The organism is Companilactobacillus mindensis DSM 14500, assembly GCF_001434275.1.
GTDB classification, from domain to species: domain Bacteria; phylum Bacillota; class Bacilli; order Lactobacillales; family Lactobacillaceae; genus Companilactobacillus; species Companilactobacillus mindensis.
The window spans coordinates 12,904-27,715 of the sequence record NZ_AZEZ01000018.1; the positions used below are offsets into that span (position 1 = coordinate 12,904).

General features: G+C 39.6%; 12 protein-coding genes and 4 pseudogenes. 6 read left to right on the forward strand and 10 right to left on the reverse strand.

Annotation, left to right across the window (positions count from 1 at the left end; all coding sequences use genetic code 11):
• Nucleotides 1–94: 94 nt before the first annotated feature.
• Complete coding sequence (locus FD29_RS11355) at nucleotides 95–226, reverse strand: helix-turn-helix domain-containing protein (RefSeq protein ID WP_087843058.1); 132 nt, start codon at nucleotides 224–226, stop codon at nucleotides 95–97.
• A 324-nt stretch (nucleotides 227–550) separates the two neighbouring features.
• Between FD29_RS11355 and celB the strand changes: the two genes are divergently transcribed.
• Together celB and FD29_RS02750 are read left to right on the forward strand one after the other, a co-directional pair.
• Complete coding sequence (gene celB / locus FD29_RS02745) at nucleotides 551–1,903, forward strand: PTS cellobiose transporter subunit IIC (protein ID WP_057887452.1); 1,353 nt, start codon at nucleotides 551–553, stop codon at nucleotides 1,901–1,903.
• Between the two features lie 289 nt (nucleotides 1,904–2,192).
• On the forward strand, nucleotides 2,193–2,726 hold the full coding sequence (locus tag FD29_RS02750; RefSeq protein WP_057887453.1) for a helix-turn-helix domain-containing protein: 534 nt from the start codon (nucleotides 2,193–2,195) through the stop codon (nucleotides 2,724–2,726).
• A 387-nt stretch (nucleotides 2,727–3,113) separates the two neighbouring features.
• Here FD29_RS02750 and FD29_RS02755 read toward each other — a convergent pair whose 3' ends face one another.
• The 4 genes from FD29_RS02755 to FD29_RS02770 all read right to left on the reverse strand — a co-directional run bounded on the left by FD29_RS02755 (nucleotide 3,114) and on the right by FD29_RS02770 (nucleotide 6,972).
• Complete coding sequence (locus FD29_RS02755; protein ID WP_057887454.1) at nucleotides 3,114–4,556, reverse strand: 6-phospho-beta-glucosidase; 1,443 nt, start codon at nucleotides 4,554–4,556, stop codon at nucleotides 3,114–3,116.
• Between the two features lie 17 nt (nucleotides 4,557–4,573).
• Nucleotides 4,574–6,013 (reverse strand): 6-phospho-beta-glucosidase, encoded by a 1,440-nt coding sequence (locus tag FD29_RS02760; RefSeq protein WP_003642543.1) that lies wholly within the window; start codon nucleotides 6,011–6,013, stop codon nucleotides 4,574–4,576.
• A 193-nt stretch (nucleotides 6,014–6,206) separates the two neighbouring features.
• Nucleotides 6,207–6,554 carry a PTS lactose/cellobiose transporter subunit IIA gene (locus FD29_RS02765; protein ID WP_003642542.1) on the reverse strand — a complete coding sequence of 116 codons (348 nt, stop codon included), beginning with the start codon at nucleotides 6,552–6,554 and terminating at the stop codon, nucleotides 6,207–6,209.
• 100 nt (nucleotides 6,555–6,654) lie between these two features.
• The gene (locus tag FD29_RS02770) at nucleotides 6,655–6,972 is read right to left on the reverse strand and encodes a PTS sugar transporter subunit IIB (RefSeq protein WP_003639490.1); all 318 of its coding nucleotides are present in this window, start codon (nucleotides 6,970–6,972) and stop codon (nucleotides 6,655–6,657) included.
• Between the two features lie 194 nt (nucleotides 6,973–7,166).
• Between FD29_RS02770 and FD29_RS02775 the strand changes: the two genes are divergently transcribed.
• Nucleotides 7,167–7,874 carry a GntR family transcriptional regulator gene (locus FD29_RS02775; protein ID WP_003642541.1) on the forward strand — a complete coding sequence of 236 codons (708 nt, stop codon included), beginning with the start codon at nucleotides 7,167–7,169 and terminating at the stop codon, nucleotides 7,872–7,874.
• 72 nt (nucleotides 7,875–7,946) lie between these two features.
• Here the strand turns inward: FD29_RS02775 and FD29_RS02780 are convergent.
• A pseudogene (locus tag FD29_RS02780) lies at nucleotides 7,947–8,210 on the reverse strand (IS30 family transposase); the annotation flags it as partial.
• 84 nt (nucleotides 8,211–8,294) lie between these two features.
• Here FD29_RS02780 and FD29_RS02785 point away from each other — a divergent pair.
• Nucleotides 8,295–8,756: pseudogene (locus tag FD29_RS02785) on the forward strand (transposase).
• Between the two features lie 782 nt (nucleotides 8,757–9,538).
• On the opposite strand, the gene FD29_RS02795 reads toward FD29_RS02785, so the two are convergent.
• The 4 genes and pseudogenes from FD29_RS02795 to FD29_RS11205 all read right to left on the reverse strand — a co-directional run bounded on the left by FD29_RS02795 (nucleotide 9,539) and on the right by FD29_RS11205 (nucleotide 13,864).
• On the reverse strand, nucleotides 9,539–10,093 hold the full coding sequence (locus FD29_RS02795) for a recombinase family protein (protein ID WP_013356291.1): 555 nt from the start codon (nucleotides 10,091–10,093) through the stop codon (nucleotides 9,539–9,541).
• A 375-nt stretch (nucleotides 10,094–10,468) separates the two neighbouring features.
• Nucleotides 10,469–10,906, reverse strand: coding sequence for a MarR family winged helix-turn-helix transcriptional regulator (locus FD29_RS02800; protein WP_057887456.1), 438 nt, complete (start codon nucleotides 10,904–10,906; stop codon nucleotides 10,469–10,471).
• A gap of 11 nt (nucleotides 10,907–10,917) precedes the next feature.
• Nucleotides 10,918–12,795 (reverse strand): annotated as a pseudogene (locus tag FD29_RS11510) (lectin-like domain-containing protein); the annotation flags it as partial.
• A 557-nt stretch (nucleotides 12,796–13,352) separates the two neighbouring features.
• A pseudogene (locus FD29_RS11205) lies at nucleotides 13,353–13,864 on the reverse strand (site-specific integrase).
• A gap of 115 nt (nucleotides 13,865–13,979) precedes the next feature.
• Between FD29_RS11205 and FD29_RS02815 the strand changes: the two are divergent.
• Complete coding sequence (locus FD29_RS02815; protein ID WP_003680272.1) at nucleotides 13,980–14,240, forward strand: type II toxin-antitoxin system Phd/YefM family antitoxin; 261 nt, start codon at nucleotides 13,980–13,982, stop codon at nucleotides 14,238–14,240.
• Nucleotides 14,233–14,547, forward strand: a complete 315-nt coding sequence (locus tag FD29_RS02820) for a Txe/YoeB family addiction module toxin (RefSeq protein ID WP_003680273.1) — start codon at nucleotides 14,233–14,235, stop codon at nucleotides 14,545–14,547. Before FD29_RS02815 ends, FD29_RS02820 begins: the two co-directional genes overlap by 8 nt.
• Nucleotides 14,548–14,812: the final 265 nt, after the last annotated feature.

Here is a 14,812-nt window from a genome sequence, read left to right on the forward strand (position 1 = left end):
GCTTTTTTAGGATTTCGTTCTCCTCAGACAGCGAAGCCAGTCGCTTTTCCATCGCTTTGATTTCGTCTGGCGATTTACCGGATTGAGTTTTGGCCTAGCCCTGGATCCACTTATGAACTGTTGAATAGCCAATGCCATATTCTCTGGCCAGTTGAGCAGCTGATTCGCCTTGCTTATATAGGTTGATAATGTTTTGTTTGAATTCTTTGTCGTAACGAGTTGGCATGTAAAAATTCCTTCCTTTTGAGAGACGATTTATTCATTATACGCGCTCTTAAAAGTTGTCTCAGGAATCAGCTTACATCCACAAACACCGTATCAGGTTATGCTGACAAATTTGTCCAAAAATTCGGATTAAATTTGCAATCTACCATGAAGTTTCAATCTCTAGAGGTATACCAATCTCAATTAGAAAGAGATTCGAACGAGTCTTGACATCTTGATACAATTGGAGTACGAGGACTTTTTTGTTGAATTTATTCCAAAAACTGGTTTACATCTGAAACCGTTCGCATTAGAATGAATGTAACTTTTTGAAGGGGGGATTTTTATGTCAAGTGAGAGTACAGGTTCTTTTAAGAACCGAATGATGAACCTTGCTGGTAAATTTGCGGCTACTAGATTTGTTAGAGCCATCATGGATGCCGGTTACAGTGTTATTCCATTCACCATTATTGGTTCTATTTTCCTTATTTTGAACGTTCTACCCCAAGCTTTTCCAATTCCTGGATTTGCAGCTGTATATGCAAATAGTTTGGGCCGTTTTTCGAACTTATTCCAAGCTGGCTATAATGCCACAATGGGTATTTTGGCTTTGATCTTCGCTGGTCAATTCACATTCTCTTATACTAAAATTTATGCAAAAGAAGAGAATTTGAATCTAGTTCCACTAAATGCTTTATTCATGTTTTTAATGGCATTCTTCATTACCGTTCCCCAATTAATTTGGAAAAACGGTGTTATTCAATTTCAACAATCTCTAAAACCAGATAACATTATCGGTGGTGGCTACGCCGTATCTACTGGTGGTATCACAAGAATTGCTGCTGTGGGTATTTTTACAGGTTTAGTTGTTGGTTGGATCACAGTTCAAGTTTATCGTTTCACTGTTAAACACAACTGGCAAATCAAGATGCCAGAATCAGTTCCAGCTGGTGTTTCTAACTCATTCAGTTCATTGATTCCTGGTGCCTGTGTTGCTATCGTTGTCAGTGTTCTTAACTTAGCTCTAGTTCTTGCCGGAACAGATATTTTCAAGGTATTATACATTCCATTTTCATTTATCAGTGACATTACAAATACATGGTGGGGATTCTTGATTATCATCTTCCTTATCCACTTCCTATGGTGGTTCGGTATTCACGGTGCTACAATCGTGAGTTCATTCTACACACCAATTATTTTGGCTAACCTGGCTGCTAATGTTAAAGGTGCCGACAATTTCTTTGCCGGTGATCCAATTAACGCCTTTATTACCATCGGTGGTTCTGGTGCTACTTTAGGTGTTGCCATTTGGTTAGCATTCTTCTCTAGATCAGCTCAACTAAAGGAAATTGGTAAAGTTGAAATTGTTCCAGCTATCTTCAATATCAATGAACCTATAATATTCGGTTTACCTATCGTTTATAACGTTGATCTATTTATCCCATTCTTGGGTGCTCCATTAGTTTCAGGACTTGTCAGTTACTTCGCAGTCACATCAAAACTAGTTCCTAAGATCATTACACAACAACCATGGCCTACACCAGTTGGTTTGAGTGGATTTATCGGCACTGCTAGTTGGAGAGGTGCTGTCCTTTCAATCGTCTGTGCCCTTGTTGCATTCCTAGTTTGGTTCCCATTTATCAAACATTACGACAACAGACTACTAAAACAAGAACAAGAAGCAGAAGCAGCTGCATAGAGAGCGTAGCAGGCCCGTTTAGATTCTGAGCATTTGCAGGACTTTGCGAATTGACTGCGTAGCAAGCAGTTTGTGAAGTCAGGCAAAGCACCTGCGCAGCTCGTTTCCACTACTCAGTAAAGTACAATGTTTATCTTGTCTTGCAATTAAAAATGCTTTCGATGAAAAATCATCGAAAGCATTTTTTAGTACTTAAGTTTCTAATCCAAAGTAAAATGAACCGTCGCTTCAATTAAAGTGCTCCATAATTGTTAGACAAGAAATCTAACAGTTATGGAGCACTTTTTCTATGGTCAAATATAGTTCAGAATTAAAAGCAGAAGTCGTTAGTGAATATCTTCAAGGTGACATTAGTATCAGTCTTCTTTCAAAGAAACGTAACTTGCCTCGAATACAAGTAGGTAGATGGATACAAAACTTTCGTTTGAGCGGCGCAGACGCTCTTAAACGAAGAAGAGTTAAACGAAGTTTCTCAGTTGAGTTTAAAGTTGATGTGATAAAATACTATCAAACTCATGATGAAACTTTAGCCGAAGTATCCGCAAAATTTGATGTTAATTCTTGTCAAATCAGTCTTTGGAGGACAGCCTTCAATCAGTATGGTATAGAAGCCTTGAAGCCTCATCCGAAAGGCAGAAAAACCAAAGTGAAACATAATAAGAAGAAATTACGTAAGTTAGTAAACAAGAACGAAATCGATCAACTTCGTGAAGAATTGACGAAAAAGAATCAAGAATTATATGATGCAAAATTGGAGAACGAAATCTTAAAAAAATCAATGACCCTGTTCGGAACCTCAAAGGACGAAAGAAAACACAAATAGTTGATCAGATCAGGGTCGAACAAGAGTCTCTTCCGAAATCTAACCGGTATAAAGTCGGCGATATTCTTAAGACCATTGGACTTAAGAAAGCGACTTATCATGATGAACGTAAACGTATCAAAAATTATGTAGATAAGTATGAAGATGTAAAAGTAGAGATACTAAAAATTGCCGAAAGCGGAAGATATCGCGGACGTCTAACCTACGGTTATCGTCGCGTTCAATAATTGTTGATTGGCCAATCAAACAAGCTAATAAGGCAATCGAAAAACGACGTTCAAAGTTCACTCACTTTGAACGTCGTCTTCAATTAGTAGTTATTAATTGACTAATAATCGTCGTTCGAACTGCATAATCATTCAGTAGTCTTCTAGCACAACGAGTTTCCTACTTCAAATCGGCCCCATTCGTCCGAATCACTTTTTGATACCAGTAGAACGAATCCTTCCTCGAGCGCTCTAGTGTCCCGTTACCTTCATCGTCCTTGTCGACGTAGATAAAACCGTAACGTTTCGACATCTGACCAGTTCCAGCTGAGACCAAATCGATACAACCCCACGGCGTATAGCCAATCAAGTCGACCCCATCTTCGGTGACGGCCTTGATCATTTCACTGATATGAGCGCGTAAATAGTCAATCCGGTAAGGATCATGAATACTACCATCGGCTTCGACTTTGTCGCGGGCACCCAACCCATTCTCAACAATCATCATTGGCTTGTGATAGCGGTCTTGTAACCAATTCAAAGAATACCGCAAACCTTCTGGATCGATTGGCCAGTCCCATTCGCTCGTCTTCAAGTATGGATTATCAACGGCTTCGGTCCCAACAAAGTGGTAGCTTGGGTTATCATCCTGAGCGGCGACCGTGTTGGAATTATAGTAACTAAAGCCAATATAATCAACGGTGCCTTCCTTCAAGACTTGGCGGTCTTCGGCCGTGATATCAGGGCGGAAACCAGTCTGTTTGAAGTAAGCTTCCATATTATTTGGATAATAACCCCATGACTGTACGTCTGCAAACCAATAACGCCGCTGCATAGCCTTTTCAGCTTGCATGATATCTTGTGGCTTAGCAGTTGCAGGATAAATCGGTGTCATGTTGATCATATTGCCAATCTGGAAGTCGGGATTAATGGCATGGCCAATCTTAACGGCTAGCGCACTGGCAACGACTTCATAATGAGCAGCTTGATACATCAACGCTTCAGCGTCAGGATCATCGGGCTTCAACACTAAACCAGAATCCGTCGCCATCAGGAATTGGTTCGTATAAGTCGTCTGATTATTAATTTCATTGAAGGTCATCCAGTACTTAACCTTGTTCTTATAGCGCTTGAAGACCGTTTCAGCATAGTGCACAAAAAAGTCAATAACTTTCCGCGAACGCCAGCCACCATATTCCTTAACTAAGTGGTACGGCATTTCAAAGTGGGCCAGCGTGATCACTGGTTCGATACCATATTGCCGGCAAGTATCGAACATATCATCATAGAACTTCAAACCCGCTTCATTGGGTTCTTCTTCATCACCATTTGGAAAAATCCGCGTCCAGGCGATCGATGTCCGAAAACACTTGAAGCCCATCTCAGCAAATAGCTTGATATCTTCCTTATAGTGACCATAAAAGTCGATGCCTTCATGGTTCGGGTAATTCTTACCCGCAATCACACCATCCGTGATTTCACGAGGAACACCGTTGGCACCGGCAGTCATGACATCAGCCACACTGACCCCTTTGCCACCAGCTTGCCAGCCGCCTTCTAGTTGATGGGCTGCGACCGCCCCACCCCATAAGAAATCAGATCGTAAACCACTCGTTGTTGCCATGCATTATCATCCTTTCACTATAAATCTTTACCATCACTCGCAATAACTTGTTGGAACCAGTTAAAGGAGTCTTTCTTAGAACGGTCAAAACTGCCTTGACCATTATCATCGGCGTCAACATAAATGAATCCATACCGTTTCGCCATTTCACCAGTACTTGCTGAGACCAAATCAATACAGCCCCACGGTGTATAGCCAATCAGATCAACACCATCTAATACGACCGCTTGTTCCATCGCCAAGATGTGATCACGGAAGTAACTGATCCGGTAGTCGTCATGTACACTCCCGTCGGCTTCCTTCTTATCGTAAGCACCAAAGCCATTTTCAACAATGAATTGTGGTAAGTGCCACCGATCTTGCATCCAGTTCATCGCATAGCGCAACCCAGTTGGATCAATTTGCCAGCCCCAATCAGACTTCTCAACGTAGGGGTTCTCAACAAAGTCATCGGGTTCCTTGAAATCGTAATCACTGTCACCGTCACGACCCTTTGTAACAAATGACATGTAATAACTGAAACCAACGTAATCCACCGTACCAGCCTTTAAAGTTGCCAAGTCAGCAGCGGTAATATCCATATCGAAGCCCTTGCGTTCAAAGTACTTCGGTAACCACTTTGGATATTCACCGAGACAGTGGACATCCCCGAACCAATACCGTTTTTGCATGGCCCGTTCTGCCATCATCACATCCGCTGGTTTAGCTGTTAACGGATAGATTGGACACATCGCGACCATACAGCCGATTTGAAAATCAGGATTGATTGCGTGGCCCGCTTGCACAGCTAGGGCACTCGCTACTAATTCATAATGAGCTGCTTGATACATCGCCTGTTCCCAATTGTCATCCTTGCTAAGTTGTAGGCCGGAATTTTGTAACAATGGGTGCGGATCACTCCAAGCTGTTTGGTTATTGATTTCGTTGAAGGTCATCCAATACTTGACCTTATCCTGATAGCGCTTGAAGACAGTCTTCGCAAAATGAACAAAGAAGTCGATCATCTTACGGTTGCTGAAACCACCATAAACCTTCACTAAGTGGTATGGAATTTCAAAGTGTGACAGGGTCACAACGGGTTGGATGCCATGCGATAATAAATCATCGAATAAGTCATCGTAAAACTTCAAACCAGCTTCGTTAGGCTCGCTCTCGTCACCATTCGGGAAAATCCGGGTCCACGCGATTGACGTCCGGAAACACTTAAAGCCCATTTCTTCAAATAATCGATCATCTTCTGGATAGCGATGATAAAAATCATTGCCCCAGTGATTAGGATAGATTTCACCATCTTTGACGCCATCCGTGACTTTACGGGGAACCCCGTTACGTCCGGCTGTCATTACATCGGCAATGCTAACGCCCTTGCCATCAACATCCCAAGCGCCTTCTAATTGATGGGCCGCGACCGCGCCACCCCACAGAAAATCTTTGGGCATTTTGTATCCTTTTGTCATGAACTAATTCCCTCCATTAATGCTGCTCAGGCTATCCCTGAGTTACAGTCTTTGTTACCTTAACTAACGAAAAGCGTGTAACCGCCACGTCACCGTTGTTAAGCTGTCTGCCATTATAAGCGACCACGGCATGAATGAAAAAACAAGCCCAGACCAACACCAGCAGGTATTTGCCTAGGCTCAAATTAATTAACTACTTCGCCTCATCGGCAACTAAACGCCGATAAACGTCTACAACTTCACCAGCTAAGTCGCGGAAGGTGATGGCATTCATGATGTGATCTTGTGAATGTACTAATAACAATGACACGTGGGTATGTTCCCCTTGTGCTTCCGCCGTTAACATTGAGGTTTGTGAATTGTGTGCTTCGGTTAGAAAGTTATCTGCTTCCTTTAACTTGGCATCAGCGGTTTCAAAGTCGCCTTCCTTAGCAGCTTTAATTGCTTCGAAAGCGGAACTCTTTGCATTACCACCATTAACGATCAAACCCATAATGGTTTCGAGACTTGCTTCAACTTCTTTTGTTTGTTCTTCTGCCATTTACCCTCATCCTTTTAGCATTTATTCGTGTGCATCACAATCAAAATGCCACCGGCCGCGATTGATCTACCGTGGGCTGGTAGCACTTACAATTTAATGATTAGTTTGCTTTTGCAATTGATGCTTCGGCTTCCTTTAAAACTTTTTCGCCGTTCATCATGCCGTAGTCTTGCATGTTGATAACTTCAACTGGAATATCAACGCGCTTTTGGAAATCACTTAACATATAACGAACTTGTGGTCCAAGCATTAAAATGTCAGGATTCTTTTCAGCTAACTTCGCATCAGCATCACTGGCAGCGGTTGCAAAAATATCTGCATCAATGCCTTCTGCTTCCGCAGCCTTTTGCATCTTTGAGACTAATAATGACGTTGACATCCCAGCGGCACATACCAACATAATTGTTCTTTCAGCCATAATAAACACGCTCCTAGATTGTTTTAAATTTATATGTTACAGCGGTTGCTTTAATAAACCGCTTTCATTACAATTAGAATTATAAGTCATGGGTACAAATTTGACAAGCCTTATTAATCAGATATCTGCAATTTATTTGATTTGTACCCACAAATTATTAAATAACAACTTAATATTCGAAAGAAGTGAACACCATGTATCGTGACATTGCAACCAAACTCGTTGCCGCCATTCAAGACGGCATTTTTACCGTCAAACTCCCCACGGAAGCCCAATTAATGGAACGTTACCAAGCTAGCCGCAACACCATTCGCAAAGCGATTGACTTGGTGTACCAGCAGGGGCTCCTGCGTCGGGTTCAAGGCAGTGGCTATTATATTACTAATATTCAGCTTCAACATAAAACGGTAGTGAATCTGTCAGCACGCTCACTCTTCAATAGTCATGTCCACCCACGGACTTTAACTTCGAAGATTCTGACTTTTGATACGATCCACGGCGATAGTGCCCTGAGCCGCAAACTCAACATTCCCGTCGACGAAGAACTGTATCGTATCATTCGCCTCCGCTACTGGCACGACCAACTGTATTGTTTGGAAAAGGCCTACTACTTACGCTCTGTCGTCCCCTATCTATCGACCGAAGCTGTCAATACGTCAATTTGGGACTTCATCAACGAAGCTTACGGCATCGGGATTGCTAACAGTGATGATTATCTTTCACTCACCAATCTTAACAAGGAAGAGGCCGAACTAATGAATTTGGCACAGGGCGCAACTCACTTGGCCTTGGATTCTTGTAACTATTATAAGAATAATGGCTTACTAGATTTTTCTCACACCATCTTTGTTTATCCCGACCTCGCATTGTATTTTCATACGACAAATCTTGCAAATAATTAATTTATGGCTAAAAAAAGACGATTCACTATAATTTCATCACAATTTATGGGTATACTAGTAACAGTATCCAAATTTACGATCAAGTAGAATTAATAAAACTGCCTTACTATGTCCACGAGGGCCAACGACTGTATCTAATTCAAAATCACCGATGCAATTACGTCGATTAATCACGATGGGTCGTTGTTCAATTGACCGTCCTAATGATTGATTATATTTAGAACGTTGGTCAACGTTACGCCGTTGGCGTACGCCATGTTCAGGTAGATCATTCAAGGAGAAACCAATTCTCCCCTGATTTAGCCAATTATAAATAGATTTAGTAGCTAGTTTAAATTAATCCGAACGCTGTTCGGACAAAAAAGACCAGCTTCCTTTAAAATGGGGTTTACCATAAACCCATGTTTAGGAACTGATCTTTTGTCTAGTATAACCTATTTGGAACGAATTAAAATCGAAACTTCTTGTGAGCTAGGTCTGCCCAATAGCCAAATAGCTGATCGGTTAAATCGATCACCAGCCACCATTTCTATGAATTGTCAGATGTCAACCTTATCAGGCTAAATTGGCCCAAGCAGATGCTGAATATAAGTGGGCACGATGTGGCCGTAAGACTAAACTGAATGCTAAATTAAAGCAAACCATTCTAAACCATTTACAGCTAAGCTGGTCACCAGAAGTAATTGCTCATGAACTAAAACTAGCCACTAAATCGATTTATAATAAGTTTCTAACAACTTTTAAGAGTCCTGTGAATAGTCTTACCGTGCTCAAGATTTAACAACTACGTTACTCCAAATTAACCCAAGACCGTTTAAAGTACTTAACTGGCAAAAACCTTACCAAGTCATGCTGATCAATTTGTCAAAAACTTCGGATTAAATTTGCAATCTATCTGAATTTGATAAATATTGGTGTTTAGATTAGAAAAGAGAAACAACAAATATGAGATTATACATAAAGAGCCACATTTACAAAGTAGCAATTAATGTTCTGATGTTGTTAGTCCCAGTATACTATTTGATATCGACTATTCTACATGACAATGACAAATATTTACCTATACCTAATCCTGTTACGGAAGCCTATGCGGTTACGGTAATAGTTAATTTCAGTATCATGCTTATTTATTATGTAACTGATTTGGTTCTAAACGGGAGCAAAATAACTTTTCGTAAATGGTTGTTGCTAATATACTACTTAGCCATGTTGATAAGCGGTCTAATAACGTTTATGGCTTGTAAGTCTTCTGGATTATAGTTTCTATTTATTTTGGCCTCTCAGTATGTGGCAAGATTGCTTTTCTTAAGCTATGTAAGAGCAACAAATAATCGATCCTATAATTGTAAATAACGAAAGCAAACGTTTGATTTAAGACTATGTGATTGCTGCAAACATGCTGTATTATAATATAGTTGGTCTCACTAAGTGGTTTAAACTGGGAGATCCCTAATCAAAATACCCACAAAGGGCCTGCTCAACTAACAATTGAGTAGGCCTTTGGTAGTACCAAATTAATCCTTAATCACAACTAACCTCAATAGCACAACAGGTATAAATAGTGCCTAAAACTCCTAAATAAATTTCTCTCACAACTGTTTAATAAAGCGACAATCCCCGTCGTACATGATTAATTAAACATTCAATTCTTAAAACACCTATTTTTAAATCAACTTAAACCGTCGCTGCTGCGTGCGTTTACTAATCCCCGTCTTTCGTTCAATCATCTTATAAGTCATCCCCTGTTGTCGTAACTCATAAGCAAATCTGATCTGTTCATCAGAATACGTTTTCGGTCGTCCTTCCCGAAACAACGGATCATGTTGCTTGGCATACAATTTACCTTCTTGTGTGCGCGTGACAATCATGTCGCGTTCAAACTGCGCAAAGGCGCTAAATATTGTAAAGACTAATTGGCCAGTCGGCGTATTATCAATTAAGCCCATGTTCAAAATATTAACTTTGACATTTTCTTTAAACAACTCTTGGATAATGGCTAATGCCTCGCGCGTGTTCCGTGCAAACCGATCCAACTTAGTGACAATCAAAGTATCGCCTGTTTTTAGAACGCGCAACAGTTTTTGAAACTCCGGTCGTTCAGTAGTTGTGCCAGTAAACTTTTCCTGGAAGATTTTTTCTGCTCCTGCCAATTTTAGTAACTCAATTTGATTTGCTAATTTTTGATCAGTGGTACTGACCCGCGCATAGCCATATTTCATCTTTTTATCTCCTTACTTATGTCATTAAGTAATGACACGGTTCTAACCCTTTAATTATACAGTATCAAAAAAGAGGCCACAACTGTTAAGTTGTGACCTGACTTGTTCTATCTAAACACTTTACTCATTATATATTCAAGACGCCCCAAAAATTGCATCTAATATATCTAAGCCCTTTAACGGGGAGACACTTTGATACTTGCAGCGCTCGATTAATTACTTGGGTATACAAAATAATTATTGTCACGAGCCAAAAATAATCTTAACGTTTAAATTTGCTTCAATTCAATAAAAGACCGGCCTGCTCAAGCCCAAGGGTTTTAACAGACCGATCTTTATTTACATTAAGGCATCTTTACTTACTTTGAAAAACTTTTAATTTATCTTAGCCAGTTGTTGTGACAAAGTTTCCACTTGTTTAGTCAATTTATTCAGATTGTAACTTTGGTTGGAATCTTTTAGGTTTGCTTGCACTTGCCGAACGCTTTTTTGGACAGTTTCTTGGCCATTAATAGTCAAAGTCAGCCACACAATTCGTCGATCAGTTTGATTTACTTGTGATTGAATTAAATCATCTTGAATCAGTCGCCAGGTATTCCTGGAAATTAGTGTGCGCGTAACCATGAACGCATCAGCTAATTCACTAGCAGTAGCTTGTCCGTGTTGTTCAAGATAGACTAATATTTCCCACTCACGCATTGAGAACCCAGTTGTGGCCAGCCCTTGCACTAACATCTGGTATGCCTGTTTCTGAATAGCTTGCAGGGTTGCTAAGCTCTCAAACTGGTTCTTAATTTGCTGCTGATTTAGCATATAATATCATCCTATTCTTTGCGCTGCCGCTTAGTCATTCCGAAGAGTCCTAACAAACTACTCATGGCTAATAGTAATAAACCACTCAGTGTCATGTGTCGTTGATCAGTTTCATCAGTTTGAGGCAACCGTTGATCCACAAAATTAGTAGCCGCTGCTTGACCAGCCTGAACCGGCTTAGCAGGTGTCGTTGATTGGCTTGGGTTAATCGGCTTTATTGGCGTCGTTGGTTGACTTGGGTCAACCGGCTTTGTTGGCGCATTCTTGGCATAAACCACCGTGAAGTCAAGATCACTAGAATTAGTGTAGACAGTTTGAACTGCAACGCTTGTCAAATCAGAGTTTGGGGCATCATTACTGATTACCTTATAGCCATCAACTTCTGGATTAACTACTTCTGCGAAATCGGTACTGTCTGCTTTTGTCCATCCAGCTTCTGTTGGCACACCATTATCATCCAGCGTTGCAGTCTTTGCTTTAGTTGAGTAATACGTTGTTGTTGTGTTATCAACTGGATTAGTTACTGTCACAAATGTAATTGGATCTGCCGTATATCCTATTGCTACTTCTTTACCATCTTGGTCAATATACTTAATGGTTTCACTAATTGTTTTGCTTGTTTGTGTGTACGCTGGTGCATAGACATAAATAACCGTCCCATTATCTCCAGCTTTTGTTAGAGTACCCGTCGCTGGCAAACTTTTTGCTCCAGTGGCAGTACCATCATCCATTCTTACAAACTTATAATTGGGAATTTCTAATTGTCCTGTAGTATAAGTACCATTAACATTAGCGCCATTTGGATAAGTAACCTCACCTTGAGCAATTTGATTACCTTTTGTATCAACATACTTAACATTAACTGTCGCTGCTTGCTTAAAATCAAAACTCATTATTTCAAATTGCTGTAAATTCTTAGCACCACCAGTTGATGCACTGACAATCATTGCCATTGCTTGATTAGAATTCGAGACAGTCGTAGTCCAAGTTAATATCTTACCGCTTGTTTGAGTATACTTGATTGTTAATGTTCTTGTATCTCCATCATAATCAACTGTAAAATCATGAAATTGGCCGTTTACGTCAGACTCACTTAACGCTTGGGAAGTTCCATCCACATCTTTAGCCCACCATCTTTGAACTTTTATTCCATCCTTAGTAGCAACTTCTTCATTTTCAGTATCAACAAATGTGCCATATGGAGCATTCATAGAATCCCATTCCAACCAAAATCATTAGAGTTAGTTGAATCGATTTGGCTACCATCTTTATCAGACTGTGGAGCTTGATAACCATTTGACCATGTATCAAGCTTAAATCCCAGAGCATTTCGTAAGCCACCAATACCCAAGTTGCCACCAGCATTACCAATATCTGTGGTATTACCGTTATGAAAAGCAAAGCCAATACCGTCAGCTCCATTAGGATTGGATCCTAAATTAACCTTACCAGTTAAAGTAAAACTAGTATTCATATCAATTTTACTCTTGAGAGAGAAATTTTCAACTTTATTATATTCATCTGGTGTAATAGTCACAATACCAGTATTTTGATCATAAGTGGCTGATCCGTTTAATGAAAAGTAAGCAAGAAAATTATCCTTAGTAACATGTGTTAGAACTTCTTTATCAGTCGCCAAAGCCTTACTTGTACGTAATTGTTGCAATAATGTGTTGTAAGATATCTTAGTTACAGTTTGGCGTGTTTTAGCACTAGTCGTTTCGGCCTTCACTGCACTGCTACTACTTGCACTGATTGCATCGGTCCTCACTGCACTGCTTGAGGTGCTGGTGGCTGTCACATCAGCTGACACTGGCCGGCTGGTAACTAGCATCCCTAATCCCAGCGAAAATAATGAAATCCCCATGGCAGCCCAATTCTTACCGCATTTATATAATTTATAATGCGTTTTAGTCTCTCCAAAATAATTATTCCTTAACATAAAAGAAACTACCTTTCTCACTTTTTTAGATAAAATGTTGTCATTAAAATCCCGGTTTATTAAGGCTATCGGGTCTTTTCAATTAGAATAGAAACTACTAATATCCTCCAAATTGGGCCTATCTTTCGCACGAAAGTATCTAAAAAACGTGCCACATTCCCATCGCTAATTAAGCTACATTAATAAACAGTATTTATAATAACACGCTTAAACTTTAAATCGAATTATATACAAGTAAACATTGCAAAACTAGTTCAGCAATTGTACATAGGCCTTCACTATTTAGCTATTAATATTTAAATTTTCAAATTAAAACAACAAATAAGAATCAATTGTGTTTTTTTAATTTGAGCTTGTTGCTGTAACTTGTGCGTAAAGGCTTGTTTAGTTTTGATGCCAATCATCAAAAAGATCATGCTTGTTGGTTTCAAAATCTAAATCCATAAAGCCAGCCTTCTACCCAAAATCAATGTGATCCAGCATCGTTTCAGTACTAGCCTGGTCTCAGCCTAAATAAGCTAAAGTCATCGCCTCACTGGAATGATTGAGGAAATTCACGACTAAGCCAATATTATAATTTGATTGCGTGTAGACGCGATAAGCCCCGGTTTTGCTCATGGTATGGGGACCTAGATAATCAATTCCTAACAGATCGCCAACCTTGCTCATGATTTTGTAGAACTGTTTTTCCGTGATATGTCGCTCGGGGTGCTGAATGGAAGAAAAAAGCCATTCAGAATCTAGCTTATGATCAAGCAGCCATTGACGGTACGATAAGAGCTCTGTTTGAACTGGTACAAGGTATTAGGTTTACCCGTTTTTCGATCGTGAATGAACACGTTTTGTTTAATAGAACCGTCTGGATTAAAAATATCGGTCTGTTTTAACCTCATAACGTCACTCACTCTCAGCAGTGTAGCTTTGCCAACTTGAAAAATCGTATAGTTACGCCGACCGGCTTTAAAGTTATTGAGTAAAGTATCTTGAACCTCTTTAAGTACGTTTGAATCTTTAATGGGTAAGACAACTTGTTACATAAGTCATAATCTCCTTTGACGATATAATAGTTTATAATTGACGTACGTTATCATGTACGCTTATAATATTAGATAAGTTGAGGAGGCAAAACATATGGAAAAAATTATTAATCCAACTACAGCACGAACAAACCTATTTTCACTTATCAAAAACGCTAATCGGGACTCCCAACCTGTTATTATTGCAGGATCTAATGACAGCCGTAGTGCCGTTTTGATTGGAAAAAAAGACTATGATGCATTACAGGAAACCATGAACTTAATGATGAATGGTCAGATTCAAGCCACCTTCAGCCGTAAAGATGATGAATCAGTTGATTTAGACGAAATGATCAAAGAAATTGATCATGAGTAATCGTTGGAAAGTAAAAATAAAATCATCAGCTAAAGGTGATTTAAAAAAAGTTTTAAGAAGCCCATTACGTCAGTCATTTGAAGAAATACAAAATGTATTGGAATCTGATCCATATAAACCAATACAGTCATTTGAAAAATTAACACCACCTGCGGCTGGTTACTATTCTCGAAGGATAAATGGACAGCATCGCGTCGTTTATACCATTGATAAAGTAACTAGAATAGTCGAAATCTATTCATGTTGGGCCCATTATGAAAGTGGTGGTCTTGAAATGAGTGGTAAATCTAATTCCAGAAAAAACTAGCAACTTAACATGCATCATAAATCAAATATTATAATAAATAACCCCCAATATCCACATTATAGATATTGGGGGTTATTTTAGCAGGACTTTCGAGGGGCGATTTGGAGATTATAGTCCCTAATATAGGGACAAAGCTTATTTGAAAGTTTTTCTCAAACACATCATGTATTTTAGACTGTGCCACTATTATTCTCTGTTATAGGGTTTAATTTAGACAGTTCTAATGAACATATCTAACTTAAATAGATTGTGAGACACGAAATGG